Source organism: Mycolicibacterium komossense (assembly GCF_025822605.1).
GTDB classification, from domain to species: domain Bacteria; phylum Actinomycetota; class Actinomycetes; order Mycobacteriales; family Mycobacteriaceae; genus Mycobacterium; species Mycobacterium komossense.
In genome coordinates this window covers 1-19,799 of sequence record NZ_JACKTY010000009.1, presented here as the reverse complement: position 1 = coordinate 19,799, position 19,799 = coordinate 1, and the positions used below count along the sequence as shown (strand labels likewise).

22 protein-coding genes are annotated in these 19,799 nt (G+C 61.8%); 11 read left to right on the top strand and 11 right to left on the bottom strand.

Annotated elements, in window-relative coordinates; genetic code table 11:
• Positions 1–157 precede the first annotated feature (157 nt).
• From H7J73_RS01285 to H7J73_RS01275, 3 genes are read left to right on the top strand one after another with little or no spacing between them, the layout of a single operon-like run.
• Positions 158–667: a TIR domain-containing protein gene (locus tag H7J73_RS01285; protein ID WP_264065417.1), complete on the top strand. Its 510-nt coding sequence runs from the start codon at positions 158–160 to the stop codon at positions 665–667.
• A gap of 8 nt (positions 668–675) precedes the next feature.
• Positions 676–1,521 carry a macro domain-containing protein gene (locus tag H7J73_RS01280; RefSeq protein ID WP_264065416.1) on the top strand — a complete coding sequence of 282 codons (846 nt, stop codon included), beginning with the start codon at positions 676–678 and terminating at the stop codon, positions 1,519–1,521.
• Positions 1,518–2,024 carry an HIT family protein gene (locus H7J73_RS01275; RefSeq protein ID WP_264065415.1) on the top strand — a complete coding sequence of 169 codons (507 nt, stop codon included), beginning with the start codon at positions 1,518–1,520 and terminating at the stop codon, positions 2,022–2,024. Before H7J73_RS01280 ends, H7J73_RS01275 begins: the two co-directional genes overlap by 4 nt.
• Before the next feature lie 64 nt (positions 2,025–2,088).
• On the opposite strand, the gene H7J73_RS01270 is transcribed toward H7J73_RS01275, so the two are convergent.
• Positions 2,089–3,021: a DUF5677 domain-containing protein gene (locus H7J73_RS01270; RefSeq protein WP_264065414.1), complete on the bottom strand. Its 933-nt coding sequence runs from the start codon at positions 3,019–3,021 to the stop codon at positions 2,089–2,091.
• Positions 3,018–3,590, bottom strand: a complete 573-nt coding sequence (locus H7J73_RS01265; RefSeq protein WP_264065413.1) for a recombinase family protein — start codon at positions 3,588–3,590, stop codon at positions 3,018–3,020. Before H7J73_RS01265 ends, H7J73_RS01270 begins: the two co-directional genes overlap by 4 nt.
• Positions 3,591–3,765: 175 nt before the next feature.
• Here H7J73_RS01265 and H7J73_RS01260 point away from each other — a divergent pair, with 175 nt between their 5' ends.
• Positions 3,766–4,146: a hypothetical protein gene (locus tag H7J73_RS01260; protein ID WP_264065412.1), complete on the top strand. Its 381-nt coding sequence runs from the start codon at positions 3,766–3,768 to the stop codon at positions 4,144–4,146.
• Positions 4,147–4,172: 26 nt separating this feature from the next.
• On the opposite strand, the gene H7J73_RS01255 is transcribed toward H7J73_RS01260, so the two are convergent.
• Both H7J73_RS01255 and H7J73_RS01250 read right to left on the bottom strand, forming a co-directional pair.
• Entirely contained in the window at positions 4,173–4,454 is a 282-nt protein-coding gene (locus tag H7J73_RS01255) for a hypothetical protein (protein WP_264065411.1), read from the bottom strand.
• Between the two features lie 305 nt (positions 4,455–4,759).
• Positions 4,760–5,464 (bottom strand): DUF3887 domain-containing protein, encoded by a 705-nt coding sequence (locus tag H7J73_RS01250; protein WP_264065410.1) that lies wholly within the window; start codon positions 5,462–5,464, stop codon positions 4,760–4,762.
• A 79-nt stretch (positions 5,465–5,543) separates the two neighbouring features.
• Here H7J73_RS01250 and H7J73_RS01245 point away from each other — a divergent pair, with 79 nt between their 5' ends.
• The gene (locus H7J73_RS01245) at positions 5,544–6,179 is read left to right on the top strand and encodes a DUF3887 domain-containing protein (protein WP_264065409.1); all 636 of its coding nucleotides are present in this window, start codon (positions 5,544–5,546) and stop codon (positions 6,177–6,179) included.
• 377 nt (positions 6,180–6,556) lie between these two features.
• Here the strand turns inward: H7J73_RS01245 and H7J73_RS01240 are convergent, their stop codons facing one another.
• Positions 6,557–7,924, bottom strand: coding sequence for a glycine--tRNA ligase (locus tag H7J73_RS01240; protein ID WP_264065408.1), 1,368 nt, complete (start codon positions 7,922–7,924; stop codon positions 6,557–6,559).
• Between the two features lie 254 nt (positions 7,925–8,178).
• Positions 8,179–8,655 (bottom strand): GNAT family N-acetyltransferase, encoded by a 477-nt coding sequence (locus H7J73_RS01235; protein ID WP_264065407.1) that lies wholly within the window; start codon positions 8,653–8,655, stop codon positions 8,179–8,181.
• Between the two features lie 193 nt (positions 8,656–8,848).
• Between H7J73_RS01235 and H7J73_RS01230 the strand changes: the two genes are divergently transcribed.
• Both H7J73_RS01230 and H7J73_RS01225 read left to right on the top strand, forming a co-directional pair.
• On the top strand, positions 8,849–9,127 hold the full coding sequence (locus H7J73_RS01230) for an SDR family NAD(P)-dependent oxidoreductase (RefSeq protein WP_264065406.1): 279 nt from the start codon (positions 8,849–8,851) through the stop codon (positions 9,125–9,127).
• 206 nt (positions 9,128–9,333) lie between these two features.
• The gene (locus tag H7J73_RS01225; protein ID WP_264065405.1) at positions 9,334–9,498 is read left to right on the top strand and encodes a hypothetical protein; all 165 of its coding nucleotides are present in this window, start codon (positions 9,334–9,336) and stop codon (positions 9,496–9,498) included.
• Between the two features lie 513 nt (positions 9,499–10,011).
• Here the strand turns inward: H7J73_RS01225 and H7J73_RS01220 are convergent.
• Genes H7J73_RS01220 through H7J73_RS01205 form a run of 4 tightly spaced genes read right to left on the bottom strand, consistent with a single transcriptional unit; the run spans position 10,012 to position 12,820 of the window.
• Positions 10,012–10,449 carry an ankyrin repeat domain-containing protein gene (locus H7J73_RS01220; protein WP_264065404.1) on the bottom strand — a complete coding sequence of 146 codons (438 nt, stop codon included), beginning with the start codon at positions 10,447–10,449 and terminating at the stop codon, positions 10,012–10,014.
• Positions 10,439–11,143, bottom strand: a complete 705-nt coding sequence (locus H7J73_RS01215) for a hypothetical protein (RefSeq protein WP_264065403.1) — start codon at positions 11,141–11,143, stop codon at positions 10,439–10,441. Before H7J73_RS01215 ends, H7J73_RS01220 begins: the two co-directional genes overlap by 11 nt.
• Before the next feature lie 10 nt (positions 11,144–11,153).
• Positions 11,154–12,491: an Rv0964c family protein gene (locus H7J73_RS01210; RefSeq protein WP_264065402.1), complete on the bottom strand. Its 1,338-nt coding sequence runs from the start codon at positions 12,489–12,491 to the stop codon at positions 11,154–11,156.
• Positions 12,492–12,493: 2 nt separating this feature from the next.
• The gene (locus H7J73_RS01205; protein WP_264065401.1) at positions 12,494–12,820 is read right to left on the bottom strand and encodes a WXG100 family type VII secretion target; all 327 of its coding nucleotides are present in this window, start codon (positions 12,818–12,820) and stop codon (positions 12,494–12,496) included.
• A gap of 204 nt (positions 12,821–13,024) precedes the next feature.
• Between H7J73_RS01205 and H7J73_RS01200 the strand changes: the two genes are divergently transcribed.
• From H7J73_RS01200 to H7J73_RS01180, 4 genes are all read left to right on the top strand, one after another.
• Positions 13,025–13,498 (top strand): hypothetical protein, encoded by a 474-nt coding sequence (locus tag H7J73_RS01200; RefSeq protein ID WP_264065400.1) that lies wholly within the window; start codon positions 13,025–13,027, stop codon positions 13,496–13,498.
• Between the two features lie 1,023 nt (positions 13,499–14,521).
• Positions 14,522–14,707 carry a hypothetical protein gene (locus H7J73_RS01190; RefSeq protein WP_264065399.1) on the top strand — a complete coding sequence of 62 codons (186 nt, stop codon included), beginning with the start codon at positions 14,522–14,524 and terminating at the stop codon, positions 14,705–14,707.
• A 265-nt stretch (positions 14,708–14,972) separates the two neighbouring features.
• Positions 14,973–16,049, top strand: a complete 1,077-nt coding sequence (locus H7J73_RS01185; protein ID WP_264065398.1) for a hypothetical protein — start codon at positions 14,973–14,975, stop codon at positions 16,047–16,049.
• Positions 16,046–17,824: a hypothetical protein gene (locus H7J73_RS01180; RefSeq protein WP_264065397.1), complete on the top strand. Its 1,779-nt coding sequence runs from the start codon at positions 16,046–16,048 to the stop codon at positions 17,822–17,824. The genes H7J73_RS01185 and H7J73_RS01180 overlap by 4 nt, the downstream gene beginning before the upstream one ends.
• Before the next feature lie 466 nt (positions 17,825–18,290).
• Here H7J73_RS01180 and H7J73_RS01175 read toward each other — a convergent pair whose 3' ends face one another.
• Complete coding sequence (locus H7J73_RS01175; protein ID WP_264065396.1) at positions 18,291–18,854, bottom strand: hypothetical protein; 564 nt, start codon at positions 18,852–18,854, stop codon at positions 18,291–18,293.
• Between the last annotated feature and the right edge of the window lie 945 nt (positions 18,855–19,799).

Genomic DNA, 19,799 nt, shown 5'->3' with positions numbered 1-19,799 from the left:
ACCGACCGTCCCAAAACTGAAGACTTCGGGCAGCAGCACAACAGGGCGGGTCTGCCTTCCGCCGCTCTCGGCGCGTGCGACCCCACAATGCTGCAACGGTGTCGGCGGGACACGGTATGAATGAGGCGCTAACACCGTCGTTTACCCGGGGGAAACCATGAGCTACCGCAACAAGACATATGTCGCTTTCGCGAGCGAGGACATCTCGTCCTACCGCCTGATGGAAGCATGGCGCGAGAACAAGAACATCGATTTCGACTTCTTCGATGCACATGACCTGTACATATCCCGTGACACCAGCCAGCCCGAGACCATCAAACGCAACCTGCGTGAGCGACTGAAAAACGCGAAGCAGATCGTCCTTCTAGGAAGCGCTGATGCGAAGAAGAAGGGCTCGGACGGAACTTCATTCCTTGCCCACGAGGTCAAGGTGATGACGGAATTCAACCTTCCTATCGTGGTGGCCAATCTCGACGGAGACCGCACCATCGACCGCAACTTCATCCCCACGCCGCTGCTGGATGCTGACTACTACACCCTGTCGGTATCGTTCCAGGCGGCGATCATCAAATACGCGCTCGACAATTACGCTCCCAAATTCGCATCTAGTGACGCCACTGGGCCGCACTACTACAAGGAGCATATTTACTCCGAGCTCGGTTTGTGATGGGGTCGGTGCGTCGCGACATCCGTACACGGCGCTTCTGGAAGATTCTTCTCACCCAAGCATTTGCGCTGTTCGGTGCCCTAGCCGCCGTCGCCAGCGCGGTGGCGCTCTTCATCCCCGATCTCTTCATCGGTCGCGGGTGGCTAATATGGCCCGCCCTGGTCGCCGCCGTCGTCTACGGGGTCGTCCGAGGGTGGCCGCGGCCGGTCGAAACCAGCTATCAGGCGCCGGCCACCACGATCAAGCTGATTCGCGGGGACCTATTCGAGCAACAGGATGCCCACCTGATCATTGGAGTCAGCGACACCTTCGACACCGCCGCCCCATACATCGCCCCCAAGAGCGTCCAAGGCCAATTCCTGCAGCGCGTTTATGGTGGCGATGTCGGGCAACTCGACGCGGATATTGACCAGGAGTTGGCCCACGTTCTGCCCATTGGCGAGGTAGAGGGTAAGCAAGGGAAAATCACCCGGTACCCGTTGGGCACCACAATCACGTTGCGCGCCAACGCAGTTAGATACTTTCTTGTGGCGTACACCCTGATGGACAAGGGAAGCACCGCCTCCTCCACCACCGATGGGGTTTGGAACAGTCTGAGTGAACTGTGGAAAGCGGTACGCGCCAATAGCAATGGCGGGCGTGTATGCGTGCCCATGATCGGGGGAGGCCAATCCAAGCTGTCTCCCGTTCTCCCTGCCGCGGACTCGGTACGGTTCATTGCACTATCGTTCATGCTGGCCTCCCGCACTTCGAAGGTCTGCGACGAGTTGATAATTGTTGCACCCCCGGCCGAGTACGACGCCCTCGATCACCTTGAGATTCAAGCGTTTCTAAACTCTCTGAGGCCCTCATGAGCCGCCGTGAGTCGGCCATCGAACTACCCGAGGGTGACGACTGCGCGTTCTGCGATTATCTCTCGGGCCGCCGGCCCTACACGGTGCTATGGAGAGAAGATCAGGTCGCCGTGCTCGTCACCCGAGAACAACGTGGGATCGGTCACCTCCTCGTTCTCCCCAACCGTCACGTCCCTTCGCTTCTGCACTTGTTTGACGGTGAGGCTGAGGCAATGATGGTCGCTTTACGTGATGCCGCTATTACTATCGACAGCGCGTACAAAAGGCCGGGCGTGGCTGTGTGGCAGAACAATGGTGTCGCCGCCCACCAGGCTATCCCTCACCTTCATTTCCACGTTGCTGGCACTCTGCCCGGGGGCGGTACCGATTTCGGTGACGTTCCCGAACTGTCCGTCGACGCTACCGATGTGATCGGTCATCGACTTGCTTCGTTCGTTCCCCAACGACCACATAGTGGCCGACGAGTGAACTCCGAACTAACGAATCAGACTCTCCCTGAGTAATTTTCGGGTGCAAGCAGTTCTTTGATGGGGTGACGGCCAGCCGGGTCCTGTAGTGGTGGCCGAGTCAATCCTGAGTGGGCTGGTGTCGCCGGTAAGTTGACGTGAAGACTGCCTCGTAGTCGGGCTGGAGGTGTGGTTGGAGATCGCTGGCGCGCAGGTCAACGGGCAGTTGGTTTTCTTCGCCCAAGCGGAGCACGTCAGCAGCATCCGGGTGTCCCGCTTTGGATACTTCGAGGACGTAGAGCGCCCACAGGCTTGAGACAGCCATGCCGCGAATCAGCTCGGGCGAATCCAGTTCGGTCCCGAACGGGCTGATGGGACCGACCACAACTTTCGGAGGAGGCGTGATGTCGAAGTGCGCACGGACGAGTCCATACGACGGATGAACTGCCTGCGTGAGATCGCGGTAAATCCCGTAGAGCAAGCGAGTGGATGAAAATCTCTCGCAAAGGTTGAAGACCGACCAGTCCGAGACGGGTTTCTCACCGAGAAACTCACCGAACTCCTTGGCCAGGGCGGCGGATTCAGCCAGGTCGGGTGTGTCGGCGGCGGCTCCCACGACCGCGTCAACGAACTCGCTCGACCGTCGGTGATCCTGCAGTGCCATCTGTTTTGCAAGCAGGTCCTCGCCGTCTTTGGTCCACAGGACCCACTGCGCAGTAAGCGCATGCTCGAACGCGATCCGAACAGATGACATGGCCACCCAGGGTGATGACGATTGGAGAGCTACCGCGGCCTGGACGTGGTTCAGTGCATGTGCGGCCAGCGGAAAGGAGACTCGAAATTTCCTGCTCAGCTCGGGGTTTAACGTCGGTGTCGACGTCTGTTCCTGCCACGAGGTGCGCCACCGCTCAAGCGCTGCGTGGACCACCCTCATCCAGGTGGCCTCGGTCTCGTCCACTTGATCGACATACCGGGATTCCAGCTTTGCAACCTTGCTCATGAGCTCGATGCGCGGGTCATCACCTGGCGTCGAGGGGGGCGCGCTCTCGTTCACGTGGCGCGCCCCCGGCTCAAATATCGGTACGCGGTCGCACGCCCGATGCCGAATGCGGCAGCAAGCTCGTCGACCGGTTCGCCGGTGGCCGCCAGCCGACACAGCTGCTCCTGGCGTACGGCGCTGAGCTTCGGCGGCTTCGTGGCTGGCAGGCTGCGCGAGCGGCGGGCTTCACGTGATGCGGCGCGTCGCTCCCGGCCGAGTTCGAGTTCGAGTTCAGCCAGGGTGGCCATGATGGCTGCGACAGCACGGCCGGTGGGGGTGGCGGTGTCGATACCCTCGCGGAGGGCGCGCAGCACGATTTCTCGCCTGTCGAGGTCGGCGATGGTGCGAGTGACTTCGGCAGCGGAGCGCCCGAGGCGGTCAATCGCGGCCACCACAACGGTATCGCCGGTCCGGGCGTATTCGAGCAGCGCAGCGAGACCGGGGCGGGCGGCGCCGACCGCTCCAGAGAGTTTGTCGGTGAAAACTCGCTCGGCGTCGACGCCGGCGGCTGCGAGGGCGGCTTGTTGCGCGGTGAGGTCCTGACCGGTGGTGCTGATCCGGGCGTAGCCGAGGGTGGCTGTCATTTATCGACTGTCTCAGCTGGCAGTGACAAGGCAGATGCGAGACACGCAGTGTGAGACGAGATATGAGACAACGCCACCTGGGGCGATGCAACGGGGAAGGGCTTTCCCTGAGCCTGTCTCGGATCTTTAGAAATGAGATAGGTCAGCGCAAGCGCTTCCCAATAGAGTTGTGGATATGCATTCAGTAGGGACGGTGCGGGATTGGCATCCCGAGGAGGGGTGGGGAGTCATTGATTCCCCAGATACTCCCGGTGGTTGTTGGGTGCATTTCAGCCATCTCTGGCGCGACGGCATCCCAGCGGCCGGCCCCGGCGAAGTCGTCGAGGTCACCAGCGGATACCGCGAGGTATTCGAGGGCGAGACCGTCGACTTCGACTGGGAAACAGCGGACCAAGACGGATACGACTTCCGCGCCACCGACGCGCGGCCCCGCGGACGGCAAGCACCACATCGGGTAGTCCGTCACTACAAGGCCGGTGAGTACCCCAATCCGTCCGCCGGAAGCCAGATCCAGATAGGCACCCCGCAGCAGCCCGACCAGGACCAGAACCTTTGAGTCCCAACGTCTATGATTTCTAGGGCTTACGAGCAGAGCTTGCTTGCGCGTGCGTAGATTCCGTCGAGACTTACAGCGTAGGTCTTCACAGGCTGCTTAGTGCCGTTGATGTCGACGTAGGCCGTCGGGCCGGTCGGCACTATGTCGTCGATATCGCGGAAGTTGCCAAACCGCTTCGCTGTGGCGTTGAGCCCGTACTCCACCCCACCGGAAGTGAATGTCTCCATGCTGTCTTCGACGTAGCACTTCAGCACCCCGTCGGGAACGGTGAACGGCCAAGCCCCACCGGTCCACGTTGCCTTAGACATTGGAGGGCTTACAGCCGTGGGTGTGAGTGAAGGCGCCGCTGTCCTGACCTCAGCTGGCTCGGAACAGCCTCCGACGACCAGCGCCGCTGAGACGAAGACCAAGCCCGTCCTATCGATCCCCACCGCATAATATTAATGACCAGAACCCCGCTTAGGCGGCGCTTCTGTCCGTGACACGCTCGCCACCGCTGCTTGGCATCAGGTGAGACAAGACTGATCACTCTCGAATCTCTAGAAACGACACTCCCTCGAATCGCGCTGCCTGCCAGCGCGGACGCGTCAGATTCGTTTCGGGGCTTACTGATTCACTTGGTGGCCGATCCGCCCGCGGACCCGGGCAGATCGGGATTGAGAATGTAGAGCCCGGAAATCGTTTGATCGTCACGGAAGGTGATTCGAGCAACGAAATCGCCGGCCTCGAAGGCCAACGGCGTGTTGGTGATGGTGCGGTCGCCCGCGCGGGCAACGTCAGTGTCTCTGTGGCCCAGGTAGTTTCCGACCGATCCCGCGATCTGAGCCCACGGCGCGGCAAGTTCCTCTTCGCTCAGCTCGGCGTGCATCGTGTCGTCGAAGCGAGCTCTGACCTCTGCCCACCGGGCATGCATGAGGTCATTGATGACCGTCCGAGCCAGCTCGACGGCGTCAGGAAGTGGAGCTTGTCCTGTTTGAGAATCAATCGGCTCGCTGTAATGGCCGATCTTCGCCCCTGGATCCACCTGAGTGAATGAGCGTCCGTGCAAGGTTCCGTTGATTACGGCCCCACGCATGACCACAAGGTTGCCGCCCTCATTGATGGCATCGCCTGTGCAATATCCGCGGTGTTTGGCCGTGCCTCCCGGCTCTACAACGAGGCGCTCCGTCATGCCAATGATGAAGGCGTAGCCGCCCCGGGCGATGGTGAGCGCACCGTCGACATTGCCAACCAGCAGCAGCTTCCCGCCGCTGTTCACGCGCACGTCACCGTGAGTCGTGCCGACATTCACGCGAAACCCCGAAATGACCGTGACCATGCTGCTGAACATACGGTGACCCATAAATTGTGTCAATCTAAAGTTGACGCAGAGCTGTACGTAAATTTAGTGTTTACATATGCCTGGATTGCTCATGCTGACTGCTCAGCAGCTTCATCGTCAGCTCGCCCAGATCCTGGCCGGCCCCGTTCTGAACACCGGTAATGATCCGATCGAGGTGGTGCGCGCAGCACACCAGATCCGGGAGGGGGCTGAGACGTTGATGGGTGCAGCGGTACAGCAGGCGCGAGAAGCGGGCCGGACATGGCAGGACATTGGAGACGTGCTCGGCGTCTCACGGCAGGCCGCTTTCCAGCGATACGGCAAACCCATCGATCCTCGAACCGGAGAAGCTATGAGCACCAGTCCAGTACCGGAAGCCGTCGAGCTCGCCCGGGCAGTTATCGATGATCATGCTCACGGCCGGTGGGCTGACATCACCGCGCGTTTCGATGACACGATGCGCGCGGGCCTTACCGAGGAAGGGCTTGCCGAGGCGTGGGCCTACCTTGCCGGGTTGGCGGGGGCCTATGAAAGCCATGGAGACACTGACGTCGTGCGCACCGGCGACTTCACCGTCACCAACACACCCTTGGCCTTCGAGGCCGGCAGTTTCGTTGCTCGCGTCGTCTTCCGCGATGACCGAACAATTGCCGGGCTGTTCATCCTCAACCCCGAAGAAGCCCACGACAACACCGGATCAGCCACCACGTAAACATCAGGAGCACAGACAAATTGGGTTCGCCACCGGAGTCAGTCCGAGGGTTTAACAGTCCCGATCAACGCGGGCCGACTAAGAATCAGAGGATGGCGACGGCGTGAGACGCCGCTGTTACGAAACGAGGGCGCAGAGTCGACGTCCGCCACGCATCAACACCAGCGTGGCGGTGCGCACCAACGACGGATGGAGGCTCGCCGCCTCCCAGAACACCACCCTCAACCGACTGGCTGAAACACTGCCGCGAAAGCTCACTTCGCGAGACAGGAACTGAGCCGTCCAAGTTCTCTAGATCTGAGACGGGTGTCGTAAGCCGCGACGGTAATGCGCGACACCATAACGGGATGAGGCGCGACCGCAACAAGCGGGACGGCCTACGCGCCCTTCAGTCGAAGTGCCAAGTAGTCCGACACCGCGCCGATGGACACCCGCTCCTGCGCCATGGTGTCGCGTTCGCGGATCGTGACTGCTTGATCCTCCAGCGAATCGAAGTCCAGCGTCACGCAGAACGGCGTGCCGATCTCATCCTGGCGTCGGTACCGCCGCCCGATCGCGCCCGCGTCGTCGAACTCGATGTTCCACGACCTGCGCAGCTCCGCGGCCAGGTCGCGCGCCTTCGGAGACAGATCGGCATGCCGCGACAGCGGCAGCACTGCCACCTTGACCGGAGCCAGACGCGGATCCAGCTTCAGCACCACCCGCTTGTCCACACCGCCTTTGGCATTGGGCGCCTCGTCCTCGTGATATGCATCAACCAGGAACGCCATCAACGACCGCGTCAGTCCTGCTGCCGGCTCGATGACATACGGCACATACCTGGTGTCGCTGGCCTGGTCGTAGAACGACAGATCCACACCGGAAGCCTTTGCATGGTTTGACAAGTCGTGGTCAGTGCGGTTGGCGACGCCCTCTAGCTCACCCCACGGGTCACCCGCGAAACCGAACTTGTACTCGATGTCAACGGTGCGGTCGGAGTAATGCGCGAGCTTGTCCTTCGGCACTTCGAACAGGCGCAGGTTCTCCGGGTGGATGCCGAGGTCGACATACCACTGCAGCCGCGCATCGATCCAGTACTGGTGCGGCTCGACGAAGAACTCCATCTCCATCTGCTCGAACTCGCGGGTGCGGAAGATGAAGTTGCCGGGGGTGATCTCGTTGCGGAAGCTCTTGCCGATCTGACCGATACCGAACGGCGGCTTCTTGCGCGACGTGGTGACGACGTTCGCGAAGTTGACGAAGATGCCCTGCGCCGTTTCTGGCCGCAGATAGTGCATGCCGTCCTCCGACTCGATGGGACCGAGGTAGGTCTTGAGCATCATGTTGAAGTCGCGCGGCGCAGTCCACTGGCCCTTGGCGCCGCAGTCGGGACAGGCGATTTCGGTCATCGCCACCTCGTCGGGGCTGTACAGGCTTTTCTTCGCGGCGTACGCCTCCTGCAGGTGATCCTGGCGATGCCGCTTGTGGCAGTTCAGGCATTCCACCAGCGGATCGTTGAACGTCTCTACGTGCCCGGAAGCCACCCAGACCTCACGCGGCAGAACGATCGCGCTGTCCAGCCCCACAACATCATCACGAGCCGTCACGACGGAACGCCACCACTGCCGCTTGATGTTCTCCTTGAGCTCCACGCCCAACGGCCCGTAATCCCACGCCGACCTGGTCCCGCCGTAGATCTCGCCGGACTGGAACACCAGCCCGCGCCGCTTGGCCAGGTTCGCGATTGTGTCGATGACAGACGCCACGAGAGCATGCACCCCTTGCTGGTAGGGAATCGAGTGCCGATACAACGCCCTGCACTCTAACTAATCAGCAGATGCGCGACTGCGGCCTACCAGCGACGAAGGTCCAAAAAGCTGACCTTGAGCCGCACCGGCGTCTAAGCCGCTGCATACCAACGAACCACTGGTCGCCCCTCACTGCCCCTGCTGTCAAGTAGCTTCCCTACACAATGACAACCCCCTCCGCACGCGGTGGGGCCGAAACCAAGTACGACACCTCATCGAAGGTCTTTGACCAAGGCGATCCCCAGCGGGCCATTGCCTTGGCCGACAACGCGAAAACCCTTGCGTTCGTAGAGCCGCTTGGCAGGATTGCGCACGTGGACGTTGGTGCACATCGTTTCGTGGTCCTTCGCAAGCTCAGCGAAGAGCGCGTCGAGCAACATGGCGCCGATGCCGACACCACGGTGCCCTGGTGTGACACCAATGCACAGTTCGGGCAGCGGCACACCCGCCGGGTCGCAGCGCAACGGCGGATCACCGCGATAGGTCCACACCGCACCAATGGGTGCGCCGGTGTCATCCTCGGCAATGATCGGCACCACCCCGGCAGGGGGAAGCATCTCAAGTACTTCGTCGTCGTCAGGATCGGGAAGAGGCCAATCCTCAATAACACAGGCATGACGCGCCATCTCGACGACAAAGAAGTCATCATCGGACGTCGCCGCACGAAGCATCGTGCGCTGAAGGGTCATCACCAGATCCTGGCAGACGTTCTGTGCTGCATACACTTCGATATTGCCTACCGCGGAACGCTGAGCCTCCAAACGGCACGTCCGACGCGTCAAGGGTCCGATTGATGTGAGCGCTCTCAGATCTTTAGCAATGAGATGCGAGCCCACTTCCAGTCGCGCCAGCCCGATTCGATTGAAGGTCTAGCGTTTGACTGTGAGCGAAAGCAGGCGCGTCGCGTTGGTAGCCGGAGCGACGTCGGGGATAGGGCTGGCCATTGCACGCCGCCTCGCCGAACGCGGATATCGCGTGATCGTGCACTCCCGCTCGTCGACCGAGGCTGGGATCGCGTTGGCTGCCGAACTCGGCGATGCTTCCTATGTTCAAGCAGACTTGGCAGACGATGCGGACAGGCAACGGCTCGTCGCTGATTCCATACGCATCGCGGGGAGTCTCGACGTCCTGGTCAACAACGCCGGCATGCGTTTCGCCTGAAGAACTCCGACCAAAGTGGGGCCAAGTCAGGTGACCACACTCACGGGTTCATCAGCAGGTGCTCTTGGACCTACACGGCGTAGCTCTGAAAGCTCATGGCGGTGGCGGCGCCGAAGTGGTGCTTGACCAGCGCGAGGGCAAGATCGTTGGCGGCCTGTTGTTCCACAGCCATACCATTCAGAGTAGGTGTGCGCGACAATCACAGGATGCCGACTCCAGCCGATCAACGATGGTTTTGGACCGAACGTTGGCAGCGGCATGAGCGCGAGGTGGACGCTCATGTGGCTGCCGGTGAGGTTCTGGTGTACCGCGATGGCAATGCGCTGCTGGAATACCTCGATCAACTTGACACCACTACAGGCACCATCTAGTCGACCAACGGGTGGTGGACGGTTCGAGAGTGGTTGTGATCAGCCTCTTTTCTTTGTTAATGGGAACAGTTGTCAAGTGGTGGTGAGGTCGTCACTCATTGACGCGTGCCCCGTTGGACCGCGCCACGTGGAATTTTGAGACCGGCTTGGGGCTGGGTCGGTGGATCTCGGCGGCGCACTCTGACCTACGCGTGCTCGAGGACACCGGGTGCGTGATCGGCACCGACGTGACGTCAGACGCGCACAGCAGTCCCTTGGAGTCACCGAAAGTCAGCGCCTAAGTCGGCCCTGGGCGCCGGGATGGCGCCCGCTAGGTGCGTGATCGCCACGACCTGCTCGACACCCGCGGTTTGGGCGCCCGGCGTGGGGTGCAGCCCGTCGGGCCGTCGGGCACCCGGGAAGTCCCGGTGTCGGCGGTGAAGCGGAAGTCGCTCCTGCGCGGCGAAGTGTCGACGCGGTCCGAGTGCCGGGGTCTTCAACATCCGGCTGACGGGCACCTGACTGATCTCGGCGTCACTGTTTTTTGGTGGCGCCTTCGATCAATTCGATGAGGTCCTCCGGGAATCCCGCGATCCGCCGAATCATGACCAGAGGCGTGTTGCCTTTGGGCTGTTCGCTTCTGGCGGGATCCGCGCCGTGGTCAATCAGTAGGCGGATGATCGCACCGTCGGGATCGTTGAGGTGCTGAGACATGATGGCCATCCACAGTGGGGTGTTGCCCCAGACGTTGATTGGGTCGATGTCGACGCCCACATCGAGCAGAGCTTTGACGAACTCAAAGTTTCCCTTATCGGCGGCGATGTGCAGCGGTGTCATGCCTTCGGGGCCAGGACTGTTGATGTCGTTGCCGGCAGCTAGCTCGACGCTGAAGCCATCGATATCGTTGGTCATCACGGCTTTGTGGATCGGCTTGAGCGGGTCAACTTTTGGGGGCCTGCCGCTACGTGCCATCGGATAGTCCTTCGATCGGGTTATGGTGTGCCTGGTCGGCATCCACGGTAGTGATCTGTTCGAGGAACGCCGTATGGACCTCCGCGGTGAGGTCGTCGACGTCGAGACGTAGGGCGGCCCGATGTGCCGTGTCCACAAAGATCGCGTGCTCGATGAGCAGGCCTTGGGCTGGAGGTCTCGCGCTGGCCAGATAGCTGCTGAACTGCGCCCAGATGCGACGATGACCCACGGTGAGATAGCCACTGCTGCGCATCGCTGCGGCCGATGCCCCGTCGGGAATCTCTAGCGGATAGGTATTGATGCTGTCGGCGCTCAGTGCGCTCAGTGTTCCGTCGGAGACGGCACGGATCAGTTCGGGGTCGACGGCGCCGGTCACGGAGAAGACGGCGAGTGTCTCAGAGGCGTCCCAACCGCCGCCGGGCCGAGCTTGGCAAAGGGCAATACGCGATAGTGGGGCCTCGCCGTCGAAGCGACCGATCTCCCAGCCGGCCGGCACATCGAGTTCGGCCAACCAAGGCAACCCATCGACCTTCAGTAGAGTCAGCGCCTCGACCTCTGCGCCCACCACTGCAACCGTCGAGGAGAACATGTTGACGTCGCCGATAGTCGTTGCAGCACTGCTGGATCCGGGAACGACTGCTGTCTGCTCGACAGAGGTGTAGACCTCTGCGGCGGTCGGTTCTGGTGTGCTCACCGTCTACTCCTCATGCGATCAGCGCCGCCAACCCGAGAACACCTATCAAACCGCCGCCAGCGCCGGCGATCGGAGCCAGTTGACTGGGGTCGAGCATCGGGGGCAGTTGGATCAGCGGACCCGTCGAGGGCTCGTGGTACGGGCCGTCAGTCACCGGCGACGGGGGCGCTCCGACGAGCGGCCCGGGTGCCGGCATACCGCCCTTGACCCGTTCCGGTGTCCAGTCCGGGTTGGGTGCGTATTCACCTTTGTCCTCGTTGGCGTGACCGCTGTTCTCCTCGGGGGTCTCTAGCCTGTATCGGTCCTTCTGATTCATGAAGTCGTTGAGCTCTTTCTGAGTCCAGCCCTCCTCCTCGGCCTGCTTGAGTACCCGCCAATTTTCTTCGCCGTACTGGTGGCCGAGATGCGATGAGCCCCGCTCGGGCAGAGTCATCGAATCCTCTGGTCCGACCGGCCCGGTGCCAACTTCCTTACCGGTGTCCTTGTCGAACCAAATCAGGTCGCCATTGGAGTTGCGTCTCGCCGGGATGACATCACCAGAGACCTTCGACAGCAGATCGCCTTCGGGTGTGCGCGCAGCGTCGCGCCAGGTCTGTAGACGGGTCGGTATCCGGACGTAAGAGCGGTGCAGGTTCGTCATGAACGCGCCCGCCTGGTCTTCGGCGGCTGCTAAAGCCTGGTCGGCCGGGATGCCGTTTGCCGCTGCGCTGCGCAGGCTGTTGGTCAGCAGTTGGGACAGTCGTTCGCGCTCCGCGGGGCTGAGATCTTGGCCGTCGAGCATGTCGTTGACGGCATCGGTGACTTGTGCATTGGTCATGGGCTTGGAGCCGTCATTGGGCCCCGGCGGCAGTGGAATTGCCACGTCGGCATCGGCCATGTTGATAGCCATCGCGAGTTCGCCGTCGACCGCATTGGCATCGGCGATGATCGCGTCCAGCCTGGCCTGCAATCCTGGGATAGCAGCCTGCATCTCGCGACGCCCATGTGTCGAATGGGGAATCGGCACAATGCGATCGGAACCGGGGTCGACTTCTAGGCCCGTCGCTTCGGCATCAACCTTTAACTGCCGGAGGCTGGCCTGGACTCGATCGATATCGTCGGCCGCCCGTCGGGCGGCGTCAGCTACCGCGGCGACCTCCTGACCGTGGGCATCGATGTCCATTCTCGTCTGCGACGTCGCATGCTTGGCCGCCTCGGCAGCTTGCCCATCCCAGGTGTTGAACACCTGTAACGCCCCCAGCGTGCGGGACACGTCATGGACGATGCGAAGCCGCGCGGTACCGGTATGGAATACCGCGCGCACCGATTCTGAACTCCACCGCTCGATGTCAGCGACGGTGAGAGACATGGCTACAGCGCCGACGAACTAGCTTGATCACCCTGCTCGCCGATCATGCGCATCGCCTCAGCACTCCGCTGTTCGTGAGCGGCGAACGCATTCGCGCTATCGTGCAACCCCTGACTGTGGTCACTAAGCCTGCGTAGCAGGGCGCTGCTGGTCTGATCCCACTTCTCCACGCGCGCGCTCAGCGCAGTGGACGAGGACCCACGCCATCCGGACTGCGCCATCTCGATCTGCGTCTGGTTCGCGGCATGCTCAACTGCAAAATTCTCACCCTGCGTCCCGAGTTCCAGCGCCGAGCACACCATGTCCTCAAGATTGACCCGAAGAACCACCGCTAGCTCCCAACCCCAAATGCCTCGACCTCCAACTAGGCATACCAACAGACGACACGAGCCGCCAGTCACCCTGGCCACTGGGGTCGGCCACACGAGCGGCCAAGAGGTCTGCAGTACTCGCCAAAGATCAGTCCGAAGCGGGCACACTGGACGTCATGTGTGAGGAAAGGATGCCCGCGGCCAGGGCGTCAAGGGGCAGTGGTGTCGCCGCAGCACGATGAGGACGTTTCAGACAACCCGCTCCTGCCCAAGGACGGCGGTCTTGACGACGCACTCGATGCCGTGGGTGTCCCCGTTGACGCTGGACCTTACGCTGCGGCGCTTGCGGCGATCTTGGGGCGGATCCCCGAGCGGTGGGGTCGCTGGATCGACCACGACGCCGGCTGGTACGCGCTGGTGGTATCGGTTGATGAGCAACTCGCCGCGATCGATCCCGACTACGTCGTACACCAGGTCAAGGAGAAGTACGGCACCCTGCGTTACTACTGCTCACCCTGCAGCGATGAGTCGGCCACCCAACGGCAGGCCGTCTTCGACTCCATCATCGCCGAAGCCGAACGCGCGTCCGCGGCCACCTGCGAACGCTGCGGTCAACCCGGAAGCATGCGCCACAGCACCAATCTCGTCAAAACCCTGTGCTCGCCGTGCGCCGATGAACTCGGATACGCGAGTTAATTGACGGTAGAGCTGGCCACAGGCGGTTCGCACCGTTGCCGGATGACGCTGAACTCAGCACGCACATCACGAAATAGATTGTGCATCAAGCGGTTACTGTCTTGGCCGAGGGCCAGGTGACGAGCTGGATCCACACCAGCTGATTGGGAGCGACGCTCTATTTTGTGTGACGGGGCGGCAGCCCAAACCGAGCCCGGACTTCTTCTTCACCGTAAGTCCGGCCCGCAGCGTAATCGGCATCGGCCTGGGCTAGCGATTCGCAAACACCAGGAACAGATAGCCAGAACGCTGTTTCTTCGTTTTCGCCCTCGTCGTCAGCTGCCGAGCGTTCGACCGAACCCGTCATCACGCCCACGATAGACGCCCTCGCCAACGAGCCGCGAGGTCGTGCATCAAGGATTACCCGCGAAACCCGGAGCCACGACCCGGGGGAGGACAGTGGGGGTCGACCGCTTTCACGTTGGACGAGCAATCTGCACGCCGGCCCGCACGTGGCGTGGCTGTCATCGTGATTGGCGAGACCAGCGGAAGAAGTCGGCTAACCGTAGTGGCAGAGACGATTAAACGCCGATCTAGAGCGGCGCCCGGCGCGTGCTGGATGCGACACGCCGACTCGATTCGAGCATTCGGACGTTGATCGGGTTGTTTAAGTTCGGCGTAAAGAGAAGCGGAAAGAGAAGCATCAAACTTTAACAACTGTGGCGTGGGCCGCCTTATCGGTGATGATCTGTGAACCCTAGATATATGCCTTGTAAAGGCGTAAGTCACTGCACAGCAATACTTTTCGCTCGTATGCAAGTAGAACACCGCCGCCGCGCGAAGGCGTGGCAAGGATAAAGTTCAGGTGTTAAAGTTCGTGCCGCTGCGATAGGCCGGCACGTTGGGCTGGGGTCTTAACCAGCCGAATTGTGTTGAGCTGCTGGACTATATTGACCGGCAGGTGCCGGGATCATCCGGCCCGCTCTTCTGAAGGGGTGGCTGCCTATGCCGCGACCAGTGATGGGACGCCGCGACGGTACTCGCGTGGAATTTCGGTTGTCACCGCCGTTGGCTGAACGCGTCTACACCTATGCCAAGGCCCAAGGGTTGACCTTGTCACAATCCGGTGAGCGTCTTCTGGATCTCGCTCTGGCGGAGATCACCGGCGAGGCCGACGCCCATGGTTGTAGCCACGCCCAGGATGGCGATCGGTCCACATTAGAAGCGTAAATCGTTGCATTGCAACGTATATCGGTAAAGCACGCGGAGGAGGTCAGCGAGGAATTAACAACAGGTCCGTGGGGCCGTGAGTAATTTCAGATTTGCGGCCTAGCAGGGCCGGAACAGACTGAAGGCCGGGTGGTGACCCGGCCTTCAGGCAAAGCAAAGAGTTGTCTCGACTCTTCCCAATCCTCACGAGGAGAACTGTGTCTATTTCAGCGTGCCTTCGTGCGCTTGTCAATCTCCCACGCCCTATCGCAGGCGGTGTCCGCTGATGGCGCGATTCAAAAAGATGATGATCGCCGGCGCCGCAGCATCAACCGTAGAGCACAAGATCGGTGGATCAGCGGCCGCGGATTCTCCGGCGAACACTGTTTTCGCGGTGGCTCGGGCTGCGGTCAAGGAGCTACCGGCGCTACCGCCAGCGGAGAGTGACCGGTTGGAACGACTGATGCGACAGACGGTCACAGCCGACAACCCCGCGGTGGCGCGCGCGGCGATCGAAGCGGCGGCCGCGCTGCGCTGCCAGGTCCCGTTCACCACCGCCGAGCAAGACCGTAAGAGGGTTGGTCACGTCGCGCGTTTTCTCGTCTGGTCGGCATTTGGCGATGTCGTGGATCCGGTCAGAGCTTTCACGAAGGCTAACGTCGACGAACACTTGGCGGCGACCGCCACGAAGAGCAAGCGCTCTTTCGAACAGCGGCGGTACATCCTGTACCAGACGGGCCGTGGATTGCATCCACAGCAGTTCCCGCTGGCGCAGCCTAAGAATGCGCCGATGCGACACCGTCACCCGGTAGCCAGCCACTCAGAGATCCGCCGCCTCCAAACGATCGTCCCCCGACTACCCGCTCGACTCGGTGAGCGCACTCAACTGTTGCTCGATCTCAGCTATGGGGCGGGGGTCCGGCCGGCGGACTTCCGCACGTTGCGCGGCACCGCCATCACGAGCGTCGTGGTCGACGGCAGGGCGATCTGTGTCGTCGCAGTACCGAACTTGGGTGGCGGTGTCCGGCAAGTACCGGTGGTAGACCCTGCTATCGGCGGACGTCTGCTGGGAGCGGCGGCCACCATCGGCGACCGACTACTGATGGCCCCCCACGCCACGATCGCCGAGCGCAACATCGTCAACCGGGTCAGCGAACAGTTGCGAGAGAAAGGCCATGCCAGTCTCGATCCGATCGCGTTGCGCAACCGGTGGATTCTCGACCTGGCCGAACGCGTACCAGCAGTGTTGCTGCAACAACTCGCTGATCTGTGCGAACTTCGCATCCTGGTCGACGAACGCGGCCTGTTGACTCAGTACAAGCTGCGCCATGCGATCACCCTCCTGGCGGAGGCTCGGCGATGATCCGTACTCGTCAACCACTCTGCACGATCTCCGATGAGGTGTTCAGCACCGCGCTCGAGGTGATCGTCAAATCCGCTGCAGCACAAAGCATCGAGGACTACGGGCGTCACTCGGTGCGAGGCGGCGGCCGGAAGCCCATGGGAATTGAGTACACCGTGACCGCGTTGTTGGTCGCGTTGTTGGTGCGGTTCATCATCGGCTTGCCCTACAGCCTGCGCGGTGCGATGGACACCATCGGGGAGTTCACTGCCGATCAACTCGCTGCGGTCGGGATGACAGGACAGGATTGCGCCGCCATCCGCCTCGATGCTGGAGCCGAATACAAGCGGTTTCATCGATTCTGGAGCCTGCGTCTGCAGCCTCTTGACCCCGACGTCGACCTGCCCGCCAAACGCATCACCAACGCCGAGTACGCCGCCCGGCTACACGCCCGCAGTGATATCGACCGCAGCCGCAGCGAGCTGGCCGACCAACGGCTGACCGCGCTGGTCAACGATCTGCTCTACGGATCGATACGTACCGCCGCGCCAGCGAACTGCGAAGGGGACGTAGTCGTGGACGAAACGATCATCGACACCGCCGCACCCGACGGCATGCTCGGTAGCCGCCCCGACCGCTACCGCGGCGCCTCCTCGGTCGCACGGTACTGGGCCCGCGACAAAAGGGGCCAAGTGAAACAACCCGGCACGGCCGGGGAGATCAAGTCAAGCGGATTCGGCATCGGCGCCACCTTCGTCTCTCGAGTCGCACGTCGCGACGCGCTGCACGCTGAGCCCGCACTATTCATCGGCATGGATGTGCACGCGCCGACCAGCGGCAGCGTCGCAGGCCTGGCCACCGCCCTGGCCCACGCATGTCGAACTGGAGTCGACGCCCGCCGCGGCGGCAGCCGGACCCGACGGCCGCTGCTAACCGCCGACATGGGCTACAACCCAAAGAACGGGTTCGCCGAGCTCATGCTGGAACTGGGATATTCGCCGGTCGTGCGCTACCCGAAACACTGGACAGTCGAGTACCCGAGCGTCCAGCCACCCGGCGCCCCGGACGGGCCCGCACCGGGGCCCCTGCAGTACGCGGGCACGTTCTATTGCCCGGCGGGCATCAAACGCCTCGCCGGGCACCGCACCCCCAGCACGGAAGAGATGCTCAGCCGGGACGACTTCGGAACCCACGACAGACGGCTCCAAGCGATCTACCCGTTCCTGATGGGCCTGCATTCCCGACCGGTCATGGCCGACTGTCGCTTCGGCCGTCCCCGCTTGGGTACGAGACCACCGCAGCGAGTCAAAATCCGGCTGGTCTGCCCGGCCGCCTTGGGCACGGTCATGTGCCCACTTAAACCGGAGTCGATGCACACCGAAGTCCTCGGGCTCCCTATGGCAGAACCTGACTGGCCCGCCGACGCCATGGCCTGCTGCAGCGACTCCAGCACCACCGTCTATCTGACCGAGGGCCAACTCAAGATGGCCCAATGGGATCTCATCCCCGGCTCCTGGGAGCACACCCTGTACTTCGAAGCTGCCCGGTCACTCACCGAACAACGATTCAGCCAGCTCAAGTCCCGGCACGTCGCCGGCCTGGACTCGCTGACCACCGGGCCACGTCGTACACCGATGATCAAGATTGCGATCGCACTAGCAGCGGCCACCGTCAACATCCGGGCCCAGCAGAACCACGATCCGACGAGGCGCCGCACTGAAGCCATCGACATCCGGGTGCGCCACCTCGCCGCCGACCTCGGACACCCACCCACACCGATGCCGCGCCGCAGCTAGCACTTGCTTCGTAGGTAGGCGGGCCGAACCCACGGGATCGGCCCGCCTACCTGTGTATTCAGGGACCGAAAATCTGTGGAAATCAAGCACCGAATCCGCCGATCACTTCGCAGGGCATCGTCAACATCCGCGAAGTTCTCCGAGTACGGCGACTTAACCGACTCGGACCGGGCGCGTTACGTGGCTCCACAGCCTCCGCGCCGTATCGCTGAGGTCGGCGACAGAGCGGTCCAAAAGTCTGTGGAACTACCGCCATAAATCGGTGGAACGAACTTCGAAACGACCCACCTGACCAGCAACTGCGAACCACTCACAGAGAGCGGTTCTACGAACTGCAGGCACAAAGGTCACGAACTCGAAAGAGGTCGTGACCTTTGTGTTTGGTGCGGCGTGTGAGCTCCGTGTGGGAGTTCGTACATACCGGGACTTCGCCGCGCGAATCCCCAGACAACTGCGTACGCGGGTATTAGCGGAAGTCATCTTTACTGATATGGCCACCTAAGGCGAGCCGATCGAGTGCACGGTCCAACTCGGTTAGCGAACCACAAAGATCCGCTCCGTACCTGTGATCGAGACCCGCCTGCCGCGCAGCATGGACCCAGCGCTTCTCAGTTGCGACCACAGAGCAGTGCGGAATGGCGAGGGCAAGCACGCACATGTCCGTCCGATCATGTTGCTCGAGAGGGAAGCCGCGATCACGATGGCGATGAATTCTCAATCTGGCAATGACGTTCGTCACCGGTACTGCGTTCACAAATGAACGGACTGCATCGGGAGGATTGTCGGTGAGGAGAAGGCCGTGGGGGTCGATACCAACTTCTTCGCAGGCTTCGTTGGTGCAGTCCAGAAGACGGATGAATTCCTGAGTCAGGATGAAGTCGCCGAGGCGTTTCCGGGAGTACTCAGCGTGCCGCAATCGCTCGCGAACGGCGGATTCGTAGTCAGCATCAGCGGTACCGTGCCGATGCTCGGGCCGGACATCGATACCGTCCATGGTCAGCAATTCTTCAGGACCTGCGGGGTCAGCCACTCCCAACGCTCACCGCTGGCTTCGGCGACGTCAAGGAAGCCTGGAGGGACATCGGCCGGCGACCTTCAGGGTGTTCTCGGTTGCGATCGAACTCACGGAGCGGAATCGACCGGTTGCCCTTCCGAAGGCGTGGCTCACGCCGTATCCGACAGCGGTCGCATCGGGTGCTGGGCAAGTACGACCGCAGCTGCGTCAGATTTCCGAACGGACTTCTGCGCGCTCCATGGCGTGCACCGGCGCAAGTGTGGCGTATGAGCTGACGTCGCGCATAAGGCGTGCAAGGTCGTGCCTGGAAGTTGCGTTGCGGCGGTGCCACGTCTCAAGGTAATGAGAGCCAGAAAGAGGTATCGAAATAGAGCCTGCCTCGCGCAGCTCAATTAGCCGTGGTACCAACTCGTCAGAGGCGCGGTCGCGGGACTGGACGCCACGCAAGAGAGCTACCCAGATGTTCTGGTCAAGATAAACCAGGTGCATGTCCGCACATCGTTGCCTTGGCGTCCACCGCCGTGTCGGTCTTTTGAGTTGCTGAAGTTTTCATGCATCCTCCTGTATGCCCTGGTTAAGGGCCCCACCGGAATGATCGCAACCCGCGGGTTCCAGATGCGGCATTCAAGAGGCCGCTCGTCTGAGTTGCATTCTCATATCACTTCGGACTCTAACGGCGAGCGTGCGCCACGTGCACGCCTTGCGGTTGCGAAGGGCGGCTGAGGGGGACCCGTTTGGTGGTCCAGTTGATCTGTCCCCGCTGTTTCGAGCCACGATCATGCGAGTTGAGGGATCGAACAGGTGGATGTCCAGAGCGTTTCAAACTCTGATGGGCTGATGTTACCGAGGTAGCTGTGGCGTGTCCGTGGCCATGAAAAGGTATCCACTGGTGGCCAAGTCGAGGTATCCAGTTTTGGCCAGATAAAAGTATCCACCCCGTGTTCGTCGTGTCGATCAGGA